Source organism: Desulfoluna sp. CLI2B, from assembly GCF_056847375.1.
In genome coordinates this window covers 1,379,521-1,397,751 of record NZ_CP186557.1, presented here as the reverse complement: position 1 = coordinate 1,397,751, position 18,231 = coordinate 1,379,521, and the positions used below count along the sequence as shown (strand labels likewise).

Annotated in this window: 11 protein-coding genes, 1 pseudogene and 1 riboswitch; of the genes and pseudogenes, 10 read left to right on the top strand and 2 right to left on the bottom strand. The window is 58.7% G+C overall.

Annotated elements, in window-relative coordinates:
• Positions 1 to 25 precede the first annotated feature (25 nt).
• The 5 genes from ACOYW2_RS06780 to ACOYW2_RS06760 all read left to right on the top strand — a co-directional run bounded on the left by ACOYW2_RS06780 (position 26) and on the right by ACOYW2_RS06760 (position 5,852).
• Positions 26 to 880 carry a 3-hydroxyacyl-CoA dehydrogenase family protein gene (locus ACOYW2_RS06780; RefSeq protein WP_482422260.1) on the top strand — a complete coding sequence of 285 codons (855 nt, stop codon included), beginning with the start codon at positions 26 to 28 and terminating at the stop codon, positions 878 to 880.
• Between the two features lie 29 nt (positions 881 to 909).
• A complete protein-coding gene (locus tag ACOYW2_RS06775) occupies positions 910 to 2,082 on the top strand; it encodes an acyl-CoA dehydrogenase family protein (protein WP_482769877.1) in 1,173 nt (390 codons plus the stop codon).
• Positions 2,083 to 2,154: 72 nt separating this feature from the next.
• Positions 2,155 to 3,132: a CoA transferase subunit A gene (locus ACOYW2_RS06770; protein ID WP_482769876.1), complete on the top strand. Its 978-nt coding sequence runs from the start codon at positions 2,155 to 2,157 to the stop codon at positions 3,130 to 3,132.
• Positions 3,129 to 3,938, top strand: coding sequence for a CoA-transferase subunit beta (locus tag ACOYW2_RS06765; protein ID WP_482769875.1), 810 nt, complete (start codon positions 3,129 to 3,131; stop codon positions 3,936 to 3,938). Before ACOYW2_RS06770 ends, ACOYW2_RS06765 begins: the two co-directional genes overlap by 4 nt.
• Positions 3,939 to 4,421: 483 nt before the next feature.
• Positions 4,422 to 5,852 carry a glycoside hydrolase family 5 protein gene (locus ACOYW2_RS06760; protein WP_482769874.1) on the top strand — a complete coding sequence of 477 codons (1,431 nt, stop codon included), beginning with the start codon at positions 4,422 to 4,424 and terminating at the stop codon, positions 5,850 to 5,852.
• 13 nt (positions 5,853 to 5,865) lie between these two features.
• On the opposite strand, the gene ACOYW2_RS06755 is transcribed toward ACOYW2_RS06760, so the two are convergent.
• Both ACOYW2_RS06755 and ACOYW2_RS06750 read right to left on the bottom strand, forming a co-directional pair.
• The gene (locus ACOYW2_RS06755; RefSeq protein ID WP_482769873.1) at positions 5,866 to 7,320 is read right to left on the bottom strand and encodes a sigma-54 interaction domain-containing protein; all 1,455 of its coding nucleotides are present in this window, start codon (positions 7,318 to 7,320) and stop codon (positions 5,866 to 5,868) included.
• A 604-nt stretch (positions 7,321 to 7,924) separates the two neighbouring features.
• Positions 7,925 to 9,625: a TonB-dependent receptor plug domain-containing protein gene (locus tag ACOYW2_RS06750; RefSeq protein WP_482769872.1), complete on the bottom strand. Its 1,701-nt coding sequence runs from the start codon at positions 9,623 to 9,625 to the stop codon at positions 7,925 to 7,927.
• Positions 9,626 to 10,126: 501 nt separating this feature from the next.
• Positions 10,127 to 10,319, bottom strand: a riboswitch (cobalamin riboswitch).
• Between the two features lie 923 nt (positions 10,320 to 11,242).
• On the opposite strand from ACOYW2_RS06750, the gene ACOYW2_RS06745 reads away from it, so the two are divergent.
• The 5 genes and pseudogenes from ACOYW2_RS06745 (at position 11,243) to mgtE (ending at position 17,923) form a co-directional block, all read left to right on the top strand.
• Positions 11,243 to 13,240: a methyl-accepting chemotaxis protein gene (locus tag ACOYW2_RS06745; protein WP_482769871.1), complete on the top strand. Its 1,998-nt coding sequence runs from the start codon at positions 11,243 to 11,245 to the stop codon at positions 13,238 to 13,240.
• 296 nt (positions 13,241 to 13,536) lie between these two features.
• On the top strand, positions 13,537 to 14,691 hold the full coding sequence (locus ACOYW2_RS06740; RefSeq protein ID WP_482769870.1) for a succinylglutamate desuccinylase/aspartoacylase family protein: 1,155 nt from the start codon (positions 13,537 to 13,539) through the stop codon (positions 14,689 to 14,691).
• 338 nt (positions 14,692 to 15,029) lie between these two features.
• A pseudogene (locus ACOYW2_RS06735) lies at positions 15,030 to 15,716 on the top strand (DUF6765 family protein); the annotation flags it as partial.
• Complete coding sequence (locus tag ACOYW2_RS06730) at positions 15,668 to 16,150, top strand: DUF6765 family protein (protein WP_482770990.1); 483 nt, start codon at positions 15,668 to 15,670, stop codon at positions 16,148 to 16,150. The pseudogene ACOYW2_RS06735 and the gene ACOYW2_RS06730, both read left to right, overlap by 49 nt.
• Positions 16,151 to 16,576: 426 nt before the next feature.
• The gene (gene mgtE, locus ACOYW2_RS06725) at positions 16,577 to 17,923 is read left to right on the top strand and encodes a magnesium transporter (protein WP_482770989.1); all 1,347 of its coding nucleotides are present in this window, start codon (positions 16,577 to 16,579) and stop codon (positions 17,921 to 17,923) included.
• Positions 17,924 to 18,231 lie beyond the last annotated feature (308 nt).

Genomic DNA, 18,231 nt, shown 5'->3' with positions numbered 1-18,231 from the left:
ATCCAACCAAACGGAGGTTTTACCCATGGAAATCAAAAAAATCATGGTCATCGGCGCTGGCCAGATGGGTGGCGGCATTGCCCAGGTCGCCGCGCAATCGGGCTTTGACACCGTGCAGTACGACATCAACATGGAGCTGGTGGACAAAGGCATGGCGGTCATGGACAAGAACCTGTCCCGCAGCGTGGCCAAAGGCAAACTAACCGAAGAGGAGAAACAGGCCGTGCTGGGGCGCGTCACCTGCTCCACCAGCCTTGAGGATGCCGCGGACTGCGACCTTGTCATCGAAGCCATCGTGGAGAACCTGGAGATCAAGGCAAAGGTGTTCGAAGAACTCGATGCCACGGCCCCGTCCCACGCCATCCTGGCCACCAACACCTCCTCCCTTCCCATCACCCGCATCGCCGCCTGCACAAACCGGCCGGAAAAGGTCATCGGCATGCACTTCATGAACCCGGTACCCGTCATGAAACTCGTGGAGATCATCCGGGGCGTCGCCACCACCGACGAGGTGTGCCGCACCATCATCGAAACCTCCGAAAAGATGGGCAAGGTGGCTGTGGAATGCAAGGACGTGCCCGGTTTTGTCTCCAATCGGGTGTTGCAGGTGATGATCAACGAGGCCCTCTGGGAACTCTACGAGGGCGTTGCAACGGCCGAGGGCATCGACAACATCATGAAGCTGGGCATGAACCACCCCATGGGCCCCCTGGCCCTGGCCGACCTCATCGGCCTGGACACCATCCAGGCCATCCTGGGCGTGCTCCAGGATGGCTACGGGGACCCGAAATACCGCCCCTCCCCCCTGCTGACCCAGTACGTCAACGCGGGCTGGCTCGGCAGAAAAACCGGCAAGGGCATCTACGACTACGCGGACTGACCCGTCACCTTCAGCAAAAAGGAGTCACCATGGGATTTCTACTCAGCAAAGAGCAGCAGATGATCCAGCAGATGGCCAGGGAGTTCGCCCGGAAGGAGCTGGCGGAAAAAGCCGCCGAGCGGGACAAAACCCATGAATACCCCGCAGACAGCCTGAAGAAAATGGGGGAGCTGGGACTGTTGGGCATGCTTGTTTCCGAAACATACGGCGGGGAAGACATGGGCACCGTGGCCTACTCCCTGGCCTTAAGCGAGATTGCCTACGCCTGCGCCTCCACGGCCGTGATCATGTCCGTGCACAACTCCATCTGCTGCGGGAGCATCGAGCGGTTCGGCTCCGAAGAGCAGAAAGAGACCTTCCTCCGGCCCATGGCACAAGGTGAATTCATCGGGGCCTTTGCCCTCACCGAACCGGAAGCGGGCTCCGACCCCCAGTCCATGAGCTGCACCGCACAAAAAAAGGGGGATGAGTACATCATCAACGGCACCAAGCGATTTATCACAAGCGGCAAAAACGGCGGGGTCACCATCCTTCTTGCCCGCACCGCCCCCACGGGCAGCAAGGGGATCTCCGCCTTTCTCATCACCCCGGACCTGCCCGGCTTTGAGGTGGGGCGGGTGGAAGACAAGATGGGCCAGTGCGCCTCGGACACCGTGGACTTAAACTTCACGGACTGTCGCGTGCCCACATCGAGGCTGCTGGGCAAGGAAGGAGAAGGGTTCCTCGTAGCCATGTCCGGCCTGGACGCCGGGCGCATCGGCATCGCCTCCCTGGCCCTGGGCATCGGCACGGCGGCCCTGGACGAGGCAAAAAAATACGCAAAGAAACGGGAGCAGTTCGGAAAACCCATCTCCGAATTCCAGGGGCTCCGGTGGATGCTTGCCGACATGGCCATGGACGTGGAGGCGGCCAGGCTCCTGGTCTTGAACGCCGCCGCCACCAAGGAACAGGGCGAGCCCTGCACGGCCCAGGCTTCCATGGCCAAATGCTACGCCTCGGAGATGGCCCAGCGCGTCACCGGCCAGGGCATCCAGATCCACGGCGGCTACGGCTACACCAAGGAGTACCCGGTGGAGCGCTTCTATCGGGATGCGCGCATTACCACCATCTACGAGGGCACCAACCAGGTGCAGCGCATCGTCATCGCCGATGCCCTGATGAAGGACAAAAAGAAAAAACGGACGAGCAAAACAGCGGCGTAAGACCCCAAAGGGGCGATCCCGCATGCTGCGGGACGCCCGTGCCATCACCCCGTTCATCGCAAGGAGAGTACGATGGGAAAACCACAACACATCGGTTTGACCGAGGCCGTCGGCCTGATCCATGACGGCGACATGCTGACCTTCAGCGGGTTCACCATCTGGCGTCGCCCCATGGCGGCCATCTACGAGCTCATCCGCCAGAAAAAACGGGACCTGCACCTGGTGGAAGTCAACGGCGGCACCCACAGCGACCTGCTCATCGGCGCCGGGTGTGTCAAGATCTGGGAATCCTGCTGGATCGGCCATGAACTCTACGGCAAGATCGGAGCCAACCTTGCCCGAAAGGCCGAAGCAGGGGAAGTGGTCATCGAAGACTACTCCCACGTCCAGATCCTGGCCCGCATGACCGCAGGCTCCATGGGCCTGCCCTACCTCCCCACCTACGCAAGCCTGGGCACCGACATGCTCAACCCCGCCTACGACCACCTGGGGCAATTGGGACTCCGGGACGGCACCCACGAAAAAATTCCCAAGCTCAAAGCAGCAATCGTGGACGACCCCTTCTACGACAGCCAGCTTCTCCATGTGCCGGCCTGCAACCCGGACTGGTGCATCGCCCACGTGCAGATGGTGGGGGACGAAGGAACCGTCCGCATCGACGGGCAGACTTACTCCGACGCCGAAGCCATCAAGGCCTCGGACAAGGTCATCGTCATCGCCGAGCAGGTGGTCACCGAAGAGTTTATCCGAAGGGACCCCACCCGTAACCTCGTGCCCGGCCACCAGGTCCACTACATCGTGGAACTCCCCTGGGCGGGGCACCCCACGGGATGCTACGGCCAGTACGAGACCGACGGCGAGTTCATCCGCGATTTTTTCAACGCCACCCGCACCCAGGAAGGCCTCGACACCTGGGTGGAGGAGTGGGTCACGGGGGTCGACGACTTTGACGGGTACCTTGAAAAAATCGGTGTCCGGCGGCTGAAAACACTGAAGGCCAACCCGGCCTTCGGCTACTCCACCCGGGTCAAAAGGGGGGCGCGATCATGACAGCACCCAACTACGTCAAAAACGGCGAATTCAAACCCATGGACCTCCTTGCCGTGGCAGCGGCCCGGGAGGTCAAAGACGGCGACATCGTTTTTGCAGGGACCGGTTTGCCCATGCTGGCCATCATGCTGGCCCAGCACAACGCCTCCCCCAACGCGGTGTGCATCTATGAGGCAGGCAGCGTGGACGGCCGCCCCATCTCCCTGCCCACCTCGGTGGGGGACGCCCGGTGCAGCTATCAGGCCTCCATTGCCTCGGGCCTCACCGACGTCTTCAACCAGCTCCAGCGCGGGGTGGTGGACCTTGCCTTCCTGGGCGGTGCCGAGGTGGACCGCTACGGCAACGTCAACACCACGGGCATGGGCGTCTACGGCATGGTCCCGGAAAAACGGCTCACGGGCAGCGGCGGGAACTCGGACATCAACGGCCTGGCCCGCAAAACGGTCTTTATCATGCCCCAGGAGAAACGAAGGTTCAAAGAGCGCATCGACTACATCACCTCACCGGGGTGGCGCATCCCCAAGTGGCCCTCCGGGGAGCTGGTCCCCAAAAAAGAGGTGTACAACCGGGCCTTTCGCGGAGGGCCGTCGGCGGTGATCTCCAACATGGGGGTCTTCCGGTTCGATGAAAACGGCGAGATCTACCTGGACACCTACCATCCCGGCACCACCCCCGAAGAGGTGAAGGCCCACTGCAGCCTGGACCTGAACATCTCACGGGTGAGTGGCGAAACCGAGCTGCCCACCTACGAGGAGCTGGAGCTGCTCTACAACGTCATCGACCCGGAAGGGATCTTTCTTCAGTAGCCGGGACCGGTGCACAAGCCACGCAAAAACGACAGCATGCCGCAGCGATGGCCTCCCTTTGAAGGGCCGAATCGCTGCGGCATGCTTTTCTTTACCACCCGACCGCCCGAATCCGTTGGGGGCCGCTCAATCAAACAAGCGCCCCGAACAAAAAACACCATTCAAGCCTTGCAGCAACTCTCGGAAACGGCTACATTTTTCATCAACAATACGTAAACAGATTATCTCGGATTTCGCCCTCAAAGTCATCTTCCGCCCTGCCTGTCCGCCTCTTCCCTCGCATACCCCCACACAAATCAGCAGACCGCGATTCCCCGGCCACGATTGCTTTCGGTGGCTCCCTTTGCGTCCCTTGAATCACTTGTGAAACCGGGCACCGGCACCCTGCCTGAGCATGCCCCATGGCCTGCCGAGGCGCTTGCCCTGCCCCACACTTTCCCGGGCCCCTTGCCCGGATCACCACCATTTTTCAAGGAGAACACCATGCCGTCAAAAAAAACCACCCTGCTTGAGACCTCCGTGGAGGTTACCAGCCAGAATGACAACTGGACCCTCTTTGAGGTCACCGTCACCAACACCCTCCCCACCCCCCTGGACGCCGAGGACTGCATCTTGGACGTGGTGGCAGACGCTGCCGTCATCGGAGATTTCAAGTCGGCCTGGGTGGAGCTGGACATGGAGGCCCACGCCGCCACAGCCGGGACCACCCTTACCATCACTCTGGAGGCGGAAGAAGATCCTGTTTTCATCGATCCGGGCGCCTCCTTTGTCATCGGCTTCGACTTCAACCACGGAGACCTAACCGAAGAGGACATCACCTGCACGGCAACAGTGGACGAAGGAGCTGGCGAGAACCCCGGCCTGGACACCCCCTCCACCCGGGGAGCCCTTTTTGTGGGGGCCGACGGACGCCTCAAGGGCGAGGACGGAGAAGACATCCTCCTTCTGGGCATGAGCTCCCACGGCTACACCTGGTACGGCGAGTTTCTCAACCCCCACAGCATGGAGCAGATCCCATCGGTGTTCAGCGGCAACCTCGTGCGCGTTGCCATGTACACAGCCACGGAGGACGATATGGGGTATCTCGACTTTGCCGATACGGGCCAGGCGAGCCTGCGGGAGGAGGTCAAAACCCGGGTGCAGGAGGCCATCGACGCGGACCTGTACGTCATCATCGACTGGCACCTGCTCTATGACTTCACCTACGGGGCCCAGCCCTTTCCGTCACGGGACTTCTCCGGCACCGTGGAGATGGGGCCGGATGAGTGGAAAGGCCATGCCATCGACTTCTTCGAAGAGATGGCCCGGGCCTTTGGGGACAGCCCCAACGTGATCTTCGAGATCTTCAACGAACCGAACTACTCCACACCGGACAACTCGCCGGGCACCCCCCTGTACGCCTGGGAGGACATGAAAGGGACCGCAGAGGAGATCATCGACGCCATACGGGAGACGGGGGCGCAGAACGTCATCCTCGTGGGCACGCCGGAATGGTGCCAGCGCCTGGATCAGGTCATCGAAAGCCCCATCGAGGACCGGGAGAATATCATGTACAACCTCCACTTCTACGCCAAAGAGCACCTCCCCGAGCCCGGCCAGCACGTCTTCAACATGTTTCAGGCGGCCATGGACGAGGAACTCCCCATCTTTGTCTCGGAATTCGGCACCACCATGGCCGACGGCGGACAGGGGGTGGGCCCAACCGAAACAGAAAGCTGGCTCACCGCGTTGAACGACCACAGCGTAAGCTACGCAAACTGGAGCCTCAGCAACAAAGACGAGGACTCGGCCGCCCTGACCACATCGGCGGAACCGGACACCTGGGGAGCGGGCGACCTCTCCCCCTCCGGAGGAACCATCGCCGAACTCTACGCGGCCAGGCCGTCGGGAGGCGTGATAAAGCGGGCTGTTTAGCCAAACACAGCCCCTACGGGCAGGGGCTGTCACCAGATTGTGAAGCGGAAGGAGAACCGCCAGGAGAGAGGAAGGGGCGGTGGCCACAGGGCAGAATCAGTCGACGAGCCGGGGTCACCGCCTCTTTTGCGGCCCATGGAGAGGCCGTGCTTTTTGAGCTTCTCGCACCACGCTGAGACATTAATGCCGGTAGTCCCACCTCCCGGGTGGTCCGGTGCATGGAGACCGCCTGCCTGAGAAGCTCTTTTTCAAAGGCGTCCATCTTTCCCTTGAGGTCTTTCTGTGGCTCGTCGTACCCAACCGTCCTCCCTCGCGGGAGACAGGGGGAGGCCTCGGGCAAGTCGACCTCCCCAAGCACCACGATCTGGCGGGCAATGTTCTTGAGCTCCCGCACATTGCCGGGAAAGGGGTAGTCGTACAACTGGTCGAGGAGACTCTGGGAGGGGTAACGGCACAGCCGGTATTGGCAGTTGTACCGCTCGATATAATGGTCCAGGAGCCCTGCGATGTCTTCGGGACGTTGCCGCAGGGACGGGATGGTGAGGGAAAATCCGTTGAGTCGGTAGTAGAGGTCCTCGCGAAAGAGTCCCTGCGTCACCAGATCTTTAAGGTCACAGTTGGTGGCGGCCACCACCGTGCAGTCCACCTTCTGCACCCGGGTGCTGCCCAGGCGCGTCACCTCAAAGTCGTCTAAGTACTTGAGGAGCTTGGCCTGGAGGGCCAGGGGCAGGGTCCCGATCTCGTCAAGGAACAGGGTCCCGCCGTGGGCAGCCTCAAACAAGCCCTCTTTACCCTGGGCCCTGGCGCTGGTAAAGGCGCCCCCGTCGTACCCGAAGAGCTCGGACTCCAACAGGTTTTCGGGTACGGCCGCGCAGTTCAGCTGCACAAAGGGGTGCTCCCTGCGCCTGCTCTTTTCATGGATCAACCGGGCAAGGAGCCCTTTGCCGGTCCCCGACTCCCCCAGGACCAAAAGACGTGAGACCCCGGCATCGGCCAGCTTAAAGCTCCGCTTCAACAAACGTCGGTACAACGGGCTTTTGGCCACCACCTCGTACCTGCCGAGGGAGACCACCCCGGGATCCTCAAAGGACTCGCCGAACCCTGACCGGATCCGGCTCACCTCGGAAAGGGCCGCCTCATCGCTTAAGTGGGATATCTCCTTCTCCTTGACAACGATGCGGACGATCTCACCACGCTCGTTGACATAAGGGGTTCCGGTGTTGATGGTACGCACTCCCGTTCGAAGGGATGCCGCCTGGGTCACCCCCTGGCACCGACTGCGGAAGATGTCATGGGCCACGGAGCGATCGTAGAGGCCATTCTGGATCAGCTCAATATAACACCGGCCGATGAGAGAATCCGCCCGGATACCCCCGAGCTCCTCGGCTTTTTTGTTCACGGCGATCACACGGCCAAAGGCATCCCAGATCCAGATTCCGTCCGAAGACGAATGCAATATGTCCTCCATCCTCACCATCCCTGCATAAAACGAGGCAGGACTCCCCCAAATCCGGCCCATCAAACGAAAAAAATCACAAAAACCCGTTTCAAGACGAGGGCAATATATCTACTTCCGTCCACAGAGTCAATCGCCCTTTCCCCACACGGGAACGCCCAGAATAAAAAGACTAACACATTGATTACATGATACATACTCTCAATACACCACTTTTCCCAACCCACACCGCCACCCCCTGTCAATTCTTGACAAAAATTATCAAGAATTACTCACATTGACTGTGTGCCCCCATGATCACAGCAAGCCCCTGCCCATCCCCTTGAAAAAAGCAGGGCATTCCGCCCAGCCCAATCAGGGCACAACAGCCCCATGGCCTGTTGCGTAAAGGGGCCTGTTACATACAGGAACGTCCTCAACATCTTGATGGTTGGAAGGCGATTCTTCGGTTCGGAAAGGGACTGGGGAGGCAGGAGCAGCTTTGAGGTGGCCCCCCGCAGAGGAAACAGCGCGGGGGACCAGTGAATCGAAAGGGTTAACCCGAATATGTCACGGGGCGAGTACCCAGAGTCACGTCAGTGTTTTGACGTAATCGTTTTCCCGTGAAATACCTGAATTAAAAGATCAACTCATACCCGAGCTTGTAGGTGCGGCCCAGGTCGTAGTATTCGTAGTGCTTTGACTTGTCGGGGGTGTTGTCCCCCCAGGTCACCACGGTGTCGTCGAACATGTTGTCCACCCCAAAGGTAAGGTACCCCTTCCAGCATGCCAGCTTTCCGGCAAAATGGACCGGGTTGTAGCTGGGCAGGTTCCTCTCCCGCTCCCGCAAGATATCCACGGCAAGGTTGAGGACCAGCGGTTCGGTGACATAGGACACCCCCACCGAAGTCTGGAACTCAGGGGCGGCCTGGTACTCTTCCCCGTCGGTGTCTTCGGCCGTGGTATCGGCCAGGTAGCCGGCCACATCCAGGGAGACGGCGTCCAGGAACGAGGCCTGGTTCACAAAGGGGTAAAAGGAGGTCTCCCACTCCACCCCCGTGGACTCGTAGTCGCCCGCGTTGAACTTTGTGGTCTCCCCGCCCACGGTTTGGGTCTCGATTTTGTCCTCGAAGGTCATGTAAAAACCCGCCAGGCGGACCCTCATGTAGTCGTTGTCGTACTTGATCCCGCCCTCGTAGGTCCAGCCGCTCTCGGGGTCGAGATCCGGGTTACCCGTGAGGGCATCGCCCTTGTAGTACAGGTCGTTGAAGGTAGGTGCCTTGAATGCCTTTCCGGCGTTGGCAAAAAGGTTCAGGCCGGAGGAGACCCGGTAGGTGACCCCTGCCGAAGGCAGGAAGATGTCGTAGTCCTTGTTGTCACCGTTTCCATCGTAGATCAGCTGCTCACGGAACCCCAACACCACGGTGAGGGAATCGGCAAAGGTCTTTTTCGTCTGAACAAAGGCTGAAATATCATCCCGGTGGTGCCTGCCGTATTTTTCGCTGTAGTCGGCACCCCGGTAGACGTAGTCTCCTCCGGCGGTCAGCTCCACCCCGGCCAGGGTGGTCCGATAATCCCCCTGCACCCCGTAGTTGTAGTTCTTGTTGCACTCATCAGTAAAGCTGCTGCCTTTCACCTCCTCCCGGTCCAGCTGGTCCAGGTAGCCGAAGGCCTTGAGCCTGACGTGCTCTTTTTCAAATCGGATGTCGGCAAAATGCTTGGCGTGCTCCTGCTCCGTTTCCTTATCCACACCGCCTGCATTTTTGTTTTTTGTGTACCCGGTGGTGCTGAGGCTTCCCAGGTAGTCGACGTAGAGGCCGTCTGCCAGGGTGGCGTTGAGGTTGAGGCCGCCGCTGTCCACAGCATCCCGTGAGTAATAGTAGTTTTTGGAAGGAGAATCGGGGTAAGTGGTCTGGGAAATCTTGTCCACCGCGTCCAGGTGAGCGTAAGAGACCCCGACGTTTACCCGGGGGCTGCTGAGCTCTGCGCTTGCCGTGCGATGCCCGTGGGAGCCTGCCTCCACGGACACGGATGCCCGGGTGGCCTTGGCGTTCTTCTTGGTGATGATGTTGACCACGCTGGCAAGGGCGTCGGCCCCGTACAAGGTGGAAGCCGCCCCTTTCATCACCTCCACCCGCTCGATCTGCTCCAGGGGGATCATGTCCAGGTCGTACCCCTGGCCGGCGGCACCCTGGACAGGGCAGCCGTTGACCAGGATCAGGGTGCCCTTGGAAATCCCCCGGGCCGTGATCTCACTGTTCATGCCGCCGAAAGAGACCCCCTGGGGCCCGTAGGACTTGTAGGAGAAGCCCCCTTTTCGCCTCAAGGCCTGGGCCAAGTGTACTGGCCCCTGTCTCCATGAGCTCTTCCGATGAGTACATGGTGACAAACCGGGAGCTCTCTTTTTCCCCGGTGGGAAAACGTTCTGCCGTGACCACGACTTCCCCCAAGGGGTCTGCGTCCTTTGCTGCTGAGGGCGCAACCCCCGCAGAGCATAAAAAAATGGCCGCCACACCCGAACAAGCCAGGTGTTTCACATGACGTTTCAGCATACCTCGTTCCTCACATTCTTTGATGATTAAATCAGCAGGCATGGAGAAAAGAGGCGTGCGTTTCCATCCGGTCCCCATGCATGCCCGGGAAAAGGGCGGCTCGCCCCATTCCCCAAACACCCGCAGCCAGAAAAGCCCGGCCACGGAAAAGCCACATACTGTGCGGGTCTTTTTCTCCCCGGCGCCGCCTGCGCCGGGGAACAAAAAAACCCACACAGATCAAAGCCTGTGTGGGATACCGTTTTCATTCCACAATGCACGTTTCCACCCTTATCCACGAGTGAAAAATCTACCCAGCTATTCAGGTAAGTCTTCTGACTTCCGGATCGATCTACTGGCCGCGCCTTCCCGTTGAGATCCAACAGTGGCGTTGATGCGGCGTTCGTCCCCGGTTACAGCGGCGGGCCCGTTCCTGATTTGCACAGGATTCCTTGTTATGCAGGCCACTGATCGGCCGGCACCTGAATATTATGTCCGAAATGGCCAGGGCCATTTCTACCGGATGAAGAGGTCTACCCTTACCGTCAGCAAGATGTCAACGCATTCGTGCCGTGCCAAGGAAAACAGGCCATGGCAGCCCCGTGATAAAAAGCCTCCCCCACGGCCTGCAACCGGCAATAGCCCAATTAGCGCTCTCGAACCTCCCGACAGGTAAAAAAAACGAGCAGAAACCCGTGGATTACATGTTGCACCTTCGGAGCAACCCCGTTTCCAAGCAACCACCTGCAATAACGTTACATTACCGCAATCGGATCATTTTATTATGAAATATCCGGGGCAAGATCTCCCCCTCCTGCGGAGCCACGGTGAATCCCTCCGAGGCCCGAGAAAACCCGCCAGCGCCTATCCCCCCGAAGAAACCGGAAATACACGCAACACCATCGCTTTTACCAATGTTACCTTTCAAGGAGTAGGAATATTGTCCGGATCAAATCCTCACTTTTTTACTTTTTTCTGTTTGACTGTCACCACAAGTTGGGCTATTAGCTCTCGTGATTTTTATAAGATATTTCATAAAACATCATAACCCCTACGAAAGGACACAACACCCCCTGGCCGGGAATCTGGAAAAAAGATCGACGCACAGACAGGCAACCGCCTGCCTGCCATATTCCCACACGCCTCCCCATTGACTCTTCACGACTCATCAACCAACCCTGGGAATCAAAAACCACCTCACCGCACCCCCTGAAGGGTTCCGCGCCTTTTCTTCGGATACGTGTGTCCCGGTTTTTCAACCCGTTGACAGCTTTTCAATAAAATACGTTGGACACCTTCCTGTCTTAAGCCATGGCATCGGCACGCTTTTCGACAGCCCCTCGATCTGCGGACTTGTGCACGAAGTGTGGAGCCACACGTTTTTTTTGATCTTCGAAGCACCTCTTGATTAGGAGAATACCCCCATGAACACCTTGAAAACCATGACTCTTCAATCCAAGCTCATCCTGGGATTTACCACGGTACTGGGCCTGCTGGCCGCCACCACTCTGCTGGGAATCGTCACATTGAACAATGCATCCAACGGTTTTACGGAGTACCGGGAAATGGCCCGCAACGCCAACCTTTCCGGCCAGATTCAGGCCAATATGCTCATGACGCGGATGAACGTCAAAGAGTTCCTTATCTCTGGGAACGAGACCAACCGGGAAGAGTTCCTGGGGTACTATGAAAAGATGGATGATTTGCTGAAACGGGCAACCGAGAACATCAACCACCCTGACCGTGCCGCAAGAATCCGGGAAATCGACGCTTCCGTTAGCCGCTACAACGAAGCTTTCACCAAGGTGGTGAACCTCCAAAAGCAAGAAGAACAAATCATCGGAGACGTCCTGAACCCCAGGGGCAAGGCCATGGAAACCCTGCTCGCAGAGCTCCTGGAGTCGGCCAACCGGGAACGCGACACCGAAGTGACCTATGGGGCAGGGGTTGCCATGGAACACATGCTCATCGGCAGGGTTCACAGGACCGCCTTTTTCGTCAGCAATGCCCGCTCCGATGCCGACCGGGTGGCCTCCGAATTCGATTTGATGCAAGAGGCCCTGGACCACCTTGCAAAGACAGAGGCCCACGCCACGGCTCTTTCCAACATCCAAAAAGAGAAAGATCTTTACCTGCAAGGTTTTGCCCAGGCCCTTTCCCTTCGAAACACCCGCAACCAGGTCATTGAGGGCACCCTGGACCGTATCGGCCCCGAAGTGGCAAACCTTATCGATGAAATCAAGCTCGACATCAAGGGGGTCCAGGATCAGATCGGCCCCCGCCTGAAGGTATCCAACCACCGGGGGATCGTCCTGATCATCGTCATGAGCGCAGGGGCCCTGCTCATAGGCGTTCTCGTTGTCATCGGCCTGACCCGCAGCGTCTTGAGGCAGCTGGGCTGCGACCCCGCAGAGATTGCGGAGGTGGCCCGCAACATTGCCGGAGGCAACTTCCTCATCACCTTCACCTACGACAAGAACAACGAGCTCCACGGCGTTTACAAAGACATGGAAACCATGGCCATCAAACTCCGGGAAACCTTCTCCAATATCCGGTCCGGGGTACACACCCTCACCTCCGCCACCGAAGAACTCGGCACCGTGTCGACCCAGATGGTATCCGGCTCGGCCGAGACCTCCGGCAAATCCAACGCCGTAGCCGCAGCAGCAGAGAAAATGAGTGCCAACATGAACTCGGTGTCCGCTGCAACAGAGCAGTCCGCCACAAACATCAACATGGTGGCCGCCGCCCTGGAAGAAATGACCACCACCATCAATGAAATCGGCAGCAACACGGCCACGGCCCGAGGAATCAACGACGACGCGGTTGTCCTCTCCCGCAGGGCTTCCACCAAGGTCGATGCCCTGGGACAATCGGCCCATGAAATCGGCCAGGTCACCGAAGCCATCAAGGAGATCTCCGAGCAGACCAACCTCCTGGCATTAAACGCAACCATCGAGGCCGCACGGGCCGGTGAAGCGGGCAAAGGCTTTGCCGTGGTGGCAGGAGAGATCAAGGAGCTGGCGGTACAGACCTCCGAGGCAACCCACAAGATCAAGACCCGCATCGACGGAATCCAGGGCGCAACCAGTGACGCCATCGTAGAGATCCAGGGCATCTCCGATGTCATCACCAAGTTGAATGAACTGGTTACCACCATTGCCTCGGCCATTGAGGAGCAGTCGGTCACAAGCAAGGAGATCGCCGATAACATTGCCCAGGCATCCAAAGGAAACCAGGACATCACAGAGAGCATCGCCCATAGCGCTGTTGTGGCAGGCGACATCACCCATGACATCAACCAGGTCGACCACGCCGCAGGTGTGATGTCAACCAACAGCACCCAGATCGGCGACAACGTTGAAAAACTGAAAAACCTGTCCGATCAGCTCAAGCAGATGGTGGACGTGGTCAAATTCTGATAGCGCCAAAAAAAACGAAACGGGAAGACAAGGCCATACCCCCTCCCCGTTTCGTCAACCCCTATCCCTCAAGAACAACATCCCGAAAAAGAATAGACACTTCCGCCAGAAACACGGTACAAAAGGAAAAGTTGCCGGGCCTGCCGTGTTTGCTTGCACGACACACGCACGACGGACCCGCCGTCACCCCCTCAAACATGCCCATGTGACAAGCCCCCTACCCGCCTGCCAAAATCGACGGGATCGGCTCCACAGCCGCCATACATGACGCAACACCTGAAGGACCAAGGAGGATTATGAAAACCCACTGGCTGCTTTTCCTGATTCTGTGCCTTGCCTTTCCGGCCCTTGCCACGGAAACCATCACCGACAAAAGCGAGGCTGAGCCCCCTGCAGCGCCCCCCCCTGCCCATGAGACAAAGCCCATCAAGGAGACCTTCGGGGCCCCCACGGCAAAGCCTTTCAAGATCATTGGCGAGACCGTCGAACCCGGCACCATGAAAACCCTGAAATGGTTCTCTGTCCAGGCGCCGGGCGGGGTGACGGTGGGGACCCCGGTCATCGTCATCAACGGAGCGGAACCGGGCCCTGTCCTGACACTGACCGCCGCCATCCACGGAGACGAGCTCAACGGCATCGAAATGATCCGCCAGGTGGTGCACAACATCGACCCCAAAAAGCTTAACGGGGTGGTGGTGGGAATGCCCATCGTCAACCTCGAAGGATTCTGGAGGCGGGATCGCTACATCGGCGACCGAAGGGACCTCAACCGCTATTTTCCCGGGAACCCCGAGGGCTCCTACCCCAGCCGGGTTGCCCACGCTCTGTTCACGGACATCATCGACAAATGCGACATGCTCATCGACATCCACACCGGCTCGTTTTTCCGGGAAAACCTGCCCCAGCTCCGCGCGGACTTTGCCATGGACGAAGTGGCCGATCTCACCAAACACTTCGGCGACCTGACAGCCCTACAGAGCATCGCCCCGGAAGGCAGCCTGAGAGGGGCAGCCACCGCCTCGGGCATCCCCGCGGTGGTCATGGAGATCGGCGGCCCCTTGAGCCTGGAGCCCGACAAGGTGGCCACCGGCGTCAAGAGCATCCGAACCTTCCTGAAAAACGTGGGCATGGTGGACAAATTCAAATTCCTTCCCTCCCCACAGCCTGTTTTTTACGGCAGCGAATGGGTACGAGCCGAAGCCGGAGGGATCCTCATGAACAAAGTCAAGCTCGGGGCATCCGTCAAAAAAGGGGACCTCTTGGCCGAAATCATCGACCCGGTCACCAACGTGGTACACCAGACCCTCTCCCCTCTCAACGGCACCATCCTGGGGCGTGCCCAGAACCAGTTCGTCAGCCCGGGCTTTGCCCTCTTCCGGGTGGGTATCCGTCACACCCCCGAAGAACTTAAAGAGCAAAGCCGGGCTGAGTCGGCCGATACAATGGAATAAAATTTGGACAGCAATCGTCACTACTCAGCTTACCATTGCCTCCGGAGACCCATCCGGGGGCAACGTTCGTTCTCACCCGTTTTTTTGGGGCTGACCGGTACAAAATGTAAAACCCTTCACACCCGGTTCACCTCCCCCCCATGACATACCAAAAGAAAGAGACGTGCCCGTAGCCGGACGTGTCGCCTCATTGCCTTCACAGATAAGTATCGATCCGCTGATGACTTTATCCAGACAAGGAGCCTTGACCATGTCCATACTTTCAAAAACAGTTTCCACAACAAAGAAACAATGATATCACAGCGAATCTACATTCAAACCTATCCACCGGAGAACCCATGAAAATTGACGCCCACTACTACGGTATCCTGGCCTTCTGCAGGGCCTGCGGCTTCACCAAAGAGGCCGCGGGAACCATCGCCTACGCTTCCCAGTACGTCGACGATGCCAAGATCAACCACATGGTCCTGGCCAAGAAGCCGACGGATGTGGAGCCGGAGACCATCGACGGAAAACCGGCCTTTTTCAACATGGCCACCTGCCACTCTTACGCCCGGCTTGCCACCTACAACTACGATTCCATGACGGGCAACACCTGCGCCTTTCACTTTGTGCCGGGATGCGATGGGAAAAGCTTTACCCGTAAGCTGAGGTGCAAGGAAAACTCCCCCATCATCAGGCCCATCCTGGAAAAAGCCAAAGAAGAAAACGACCTTGTAAAGTTGGGCATGGTCCTTCACGCTTATGCCGACACCTTCTCTCATCAGGGGTTCTCCGGACTCCTGAGCAAGGTCAACAGCATCGAAAACCTCTCGGCCACCACCAAAATGCCCCTTGTGCTCAGGCACGTCTTTAAAAATCTGCTAGCGCAGCTCCAGAAGACAAAAATGGGGGACACCTTTCGCACCCCTCCACGCCATGGCCCGGCCTACGGCCACGGCAGGGCCTTGAGCTGCCCTGACGAGCCCCACCTCACCTGGACCTACCACTACCGACTACAGCGTACTCTTTCTCCCAGTTCAAACAATCCAAAGCGATCAACCCCGACCGCTTCGAAAGGGCCTTCACGAAGATCCACGGGCACCTTACGGACTACCTTGAAAAGCACCCCGAATACAAAGACCCCGGGGTCGGCCTCACGGACCTCACACCCCTGTTCGACACCCTCCTTGGCGTGCACACCGACAAAAAACGGATCAAAAACTGGCAGAAGACCATGGTCCGGCTCAACCTTCTGGACGCATCGGACCCCATGCTCAGCTACGACCGGTTCCACTGGCTCAAGGCGTCCTTTTCCAATTTCTCGGTAAAAGCCTACGACAAACGGAAGGTGGAAGGTGCCATTCCCGCCCCCGATTTTGCCGAGGGCAACTGGTACCGTTTTTATAAAGCGGTGCACTGGTACAAGGACCATTTTTTCAGGCTTGCGGAAAAAGAAGGGGTGACCATCCCCAGATAAAAAGGGCCCTCCGAAAAACAAAGGTTTGGGTTGCAGAAACCGGTACATGGTGCTATGGTCGCCACCGTTTTTGCCCGGTGGGGTGCATCCGGCAGGGGCCTTTCCCCTTTTCTCATGCATTCTTTTTACCGGGCACGGGCGGTTTGCCCTACGGCAGGCCATCACCACGTGACCATGCACACTCTGCACGACAGAGCAACAGATCACTTCACAGGAACAGGAAATGAACGATTCGGAAGGCGGCAGTCAGCCCGCTCCTGAAAAGACATCACCACGACTCCGACCGCTCTGCGACCCCTCCCCAAAGGCACGCCCCGTCACGCCCTTCGCGTAACATCCGGGTGGTCCTTTCCCTAAGGTGACGCGCGCGGCGCGGAACCCATCAGGGAGGTCCACCATGAAAAACCCGCTCCTCGTCCCTGAGCCATCAACCTCGAATCCGACAACCGTGAGGCCCTGGGCCTCTTTCTGGAGAGCGGACACCCGCGCGTCATCGCCGACTTTCTCTCCGCCCTCACCCCCGCAGAAGCCTGGCAGGTCCTTTGTGCGGGAGAGCTGTCCCTTGCCGCCGAGATCTTCTCGGAAATGGACGACTGGTTTCAGGCGGACGTTGCCGAAACCCTGAGCCGCCACGAGCTGGCCTGCCTGGTAACCGAAATGTCTCCTGACGACCGGGTGGACCTTCTCAGCCGCATTCCCGAAAACAGACGACTCCGAATCCTCTCCGCCCTGGCGGTTGCCGAGCGGGAAGACATCCGAAAGCTCTCCTCCTACCACGAAGGCAGCGCAGGCTCGGCCATGACCTCGGACTACGCCACCCTCTCCCCGGACCTGACGGCAGCCGACGCCATCGACAAACTCCGAAGGGAAGCCCCGGACAAGGAGACCATCTACTATGCCTATGTGGTGGATGAAGAGCGCAGGCTCATCGGATTTGCCTCGCTGAAGGACCTGATCCTGGCCCCGGCCCATGAGCAAGTGAAGGAGATCATGAACGAAGGGGTGATCTCGGTGCGGGCCACGGACGACCAGGAGTTTGCCGCGCGCCAGATCCAGAAGTACGGGCTCATCGCCCTGCCGGTGATCAACGGCGGCGACGCCCTGGTGGGCATCATCACCCACGACGACGCCATCGACATCATCACCCAGGAACACACCGAAGACCTGGAAAAGTTCATGGCCATCCAGGGGAGCCACGACGCGGCCTCCTACCTGCGCACCCCTGCCCTTACCCATTTCAGGAACCGCGTCCTCTGGGTGGTGGGCCTGGCCGCAGCGGGCCTGGTCTCAGGAGGAATCCTCCATCACTTCGAGGCCACCTTGAGCCACCTCATGATCCTGGCCCTCTATATGCCCATGCTGGCCGACACCGGCGGCAACACGGGCAGCCAGTCCGCCACCGTGGTGATTCGGGCCCTGGCGTTGGGAGAAATTTCGGCAAAAGACATCCTCAAGGTCCTGGGCAAGGAGTTCAAAATCGCCCTGATGCTGGCGGCCGCCCTGGCCGGTGTGGCCTGGATCAAGATCCAGCTCCTCTCCGGCGGCAGCCCCATCCCCGGAGGCTTTACCCTGCCCCAGGTAGGGGGCGCCATTGTCCTGGCCCTCTCCGTTCAGGTGCTCACTTCCACCCTGGTGGGCGCCCTCCTGCCCATGGGCGCAGCCGGGCTAAAGCTGGACCCGGCCGTTGTGGCCAGCCCGGCGTTGACCACAGTGGTGGATATCACCGGGCTCTTTATCTATTTCACCTGTGCGCGGGTGCTTTTGGGGGTATAAGGCTGGCGAGAGGGAAAACAGGACATAGGAAAAGCTGGTGATGGGAAAAACAGGTCATGGGTTATAAAAAACGCACAGTAACTATTCAGCTCAAAAAAACAGCCTCCGGCGGCAAGGTGTGCCACCTTGAAGCACATAGACGGCGTCGTCCTTGTTCCTCGGGTCAAATCACATCCGCCTTTAAAGTAAAAATTCACGCAAAAAGATTTTTTAAAACCTGTTTGTTAAACTTTTTAAAAGTTTAGCCCCCGGCAGGGCCGCCGGAGGCATGGGCTGAATAGTTACAACGCACATTCCCTATTTCCTAT

What these genes read in the sequence shown, in the direction of transcription:
- ACOYW2_RS06775 (WP_482769877.1), top strand. Translation starts at nt 910, where the DNA reads ATGGGATTTCTACTCAGCAAAGAGCAGCAGATGATCCAGCAGATGGCC.
- ACOYW2_RS06770 (WP_482769876.1), top strand. Translation starts at nt 2,155, where the DNA reads ATGGGAAAACCACAACACATCGGTTTGACCGAGGCCGTCGGCCTGATC.
- ACOYW2_RS06780 (WP_482422260.1), top strand. Translation starts at nt 26, where the DNA reads ATGGAAATCAAAAAAATCATGGTCATCGGCGCTGGCCAGATGGGTGGC.
- ACOYW2_RS06745 (WP_482769871.1), top strand. Translation starts at nt 11,243, where the DNA reads ATGAACACCTTGAAAACCATGACTCTTCAATCCAAGCTCATCCTGGGA.
- ACOYW2_RS06755 (WP_482769873.1), bottom strand. Translation starts at nt 7,320, where the DNA reads ATGGAGGACATATTGCATTCGTCTTCGGACGGAATCTGGATCTGGGAT.
- ACOYW2_RS06740 (WP_482769870.1), top strand. Translation starts at nt 13,537, where the DNA reads ATGAAAACCCACTGGCTGCTTTTCCTGATTCTGTGCCTTGCCTTTCCG.
- ACOYW2_RS06760 (WP_482769874.1), top strand. Translation starts at nt 4,422, where the DNA reads ATGCCGTCAAAAAAAACCACCCTGCTTGAGACCTCCGTGGAGGTTACC.
- ACOYW2_RS06765 (WP_482769875.1), top strand. Translation starts at nt 3,129, where the DNA reads ATGACAGCACCCAACTACGTCAAAAACGGCGAATTCAAACCCATGGAC.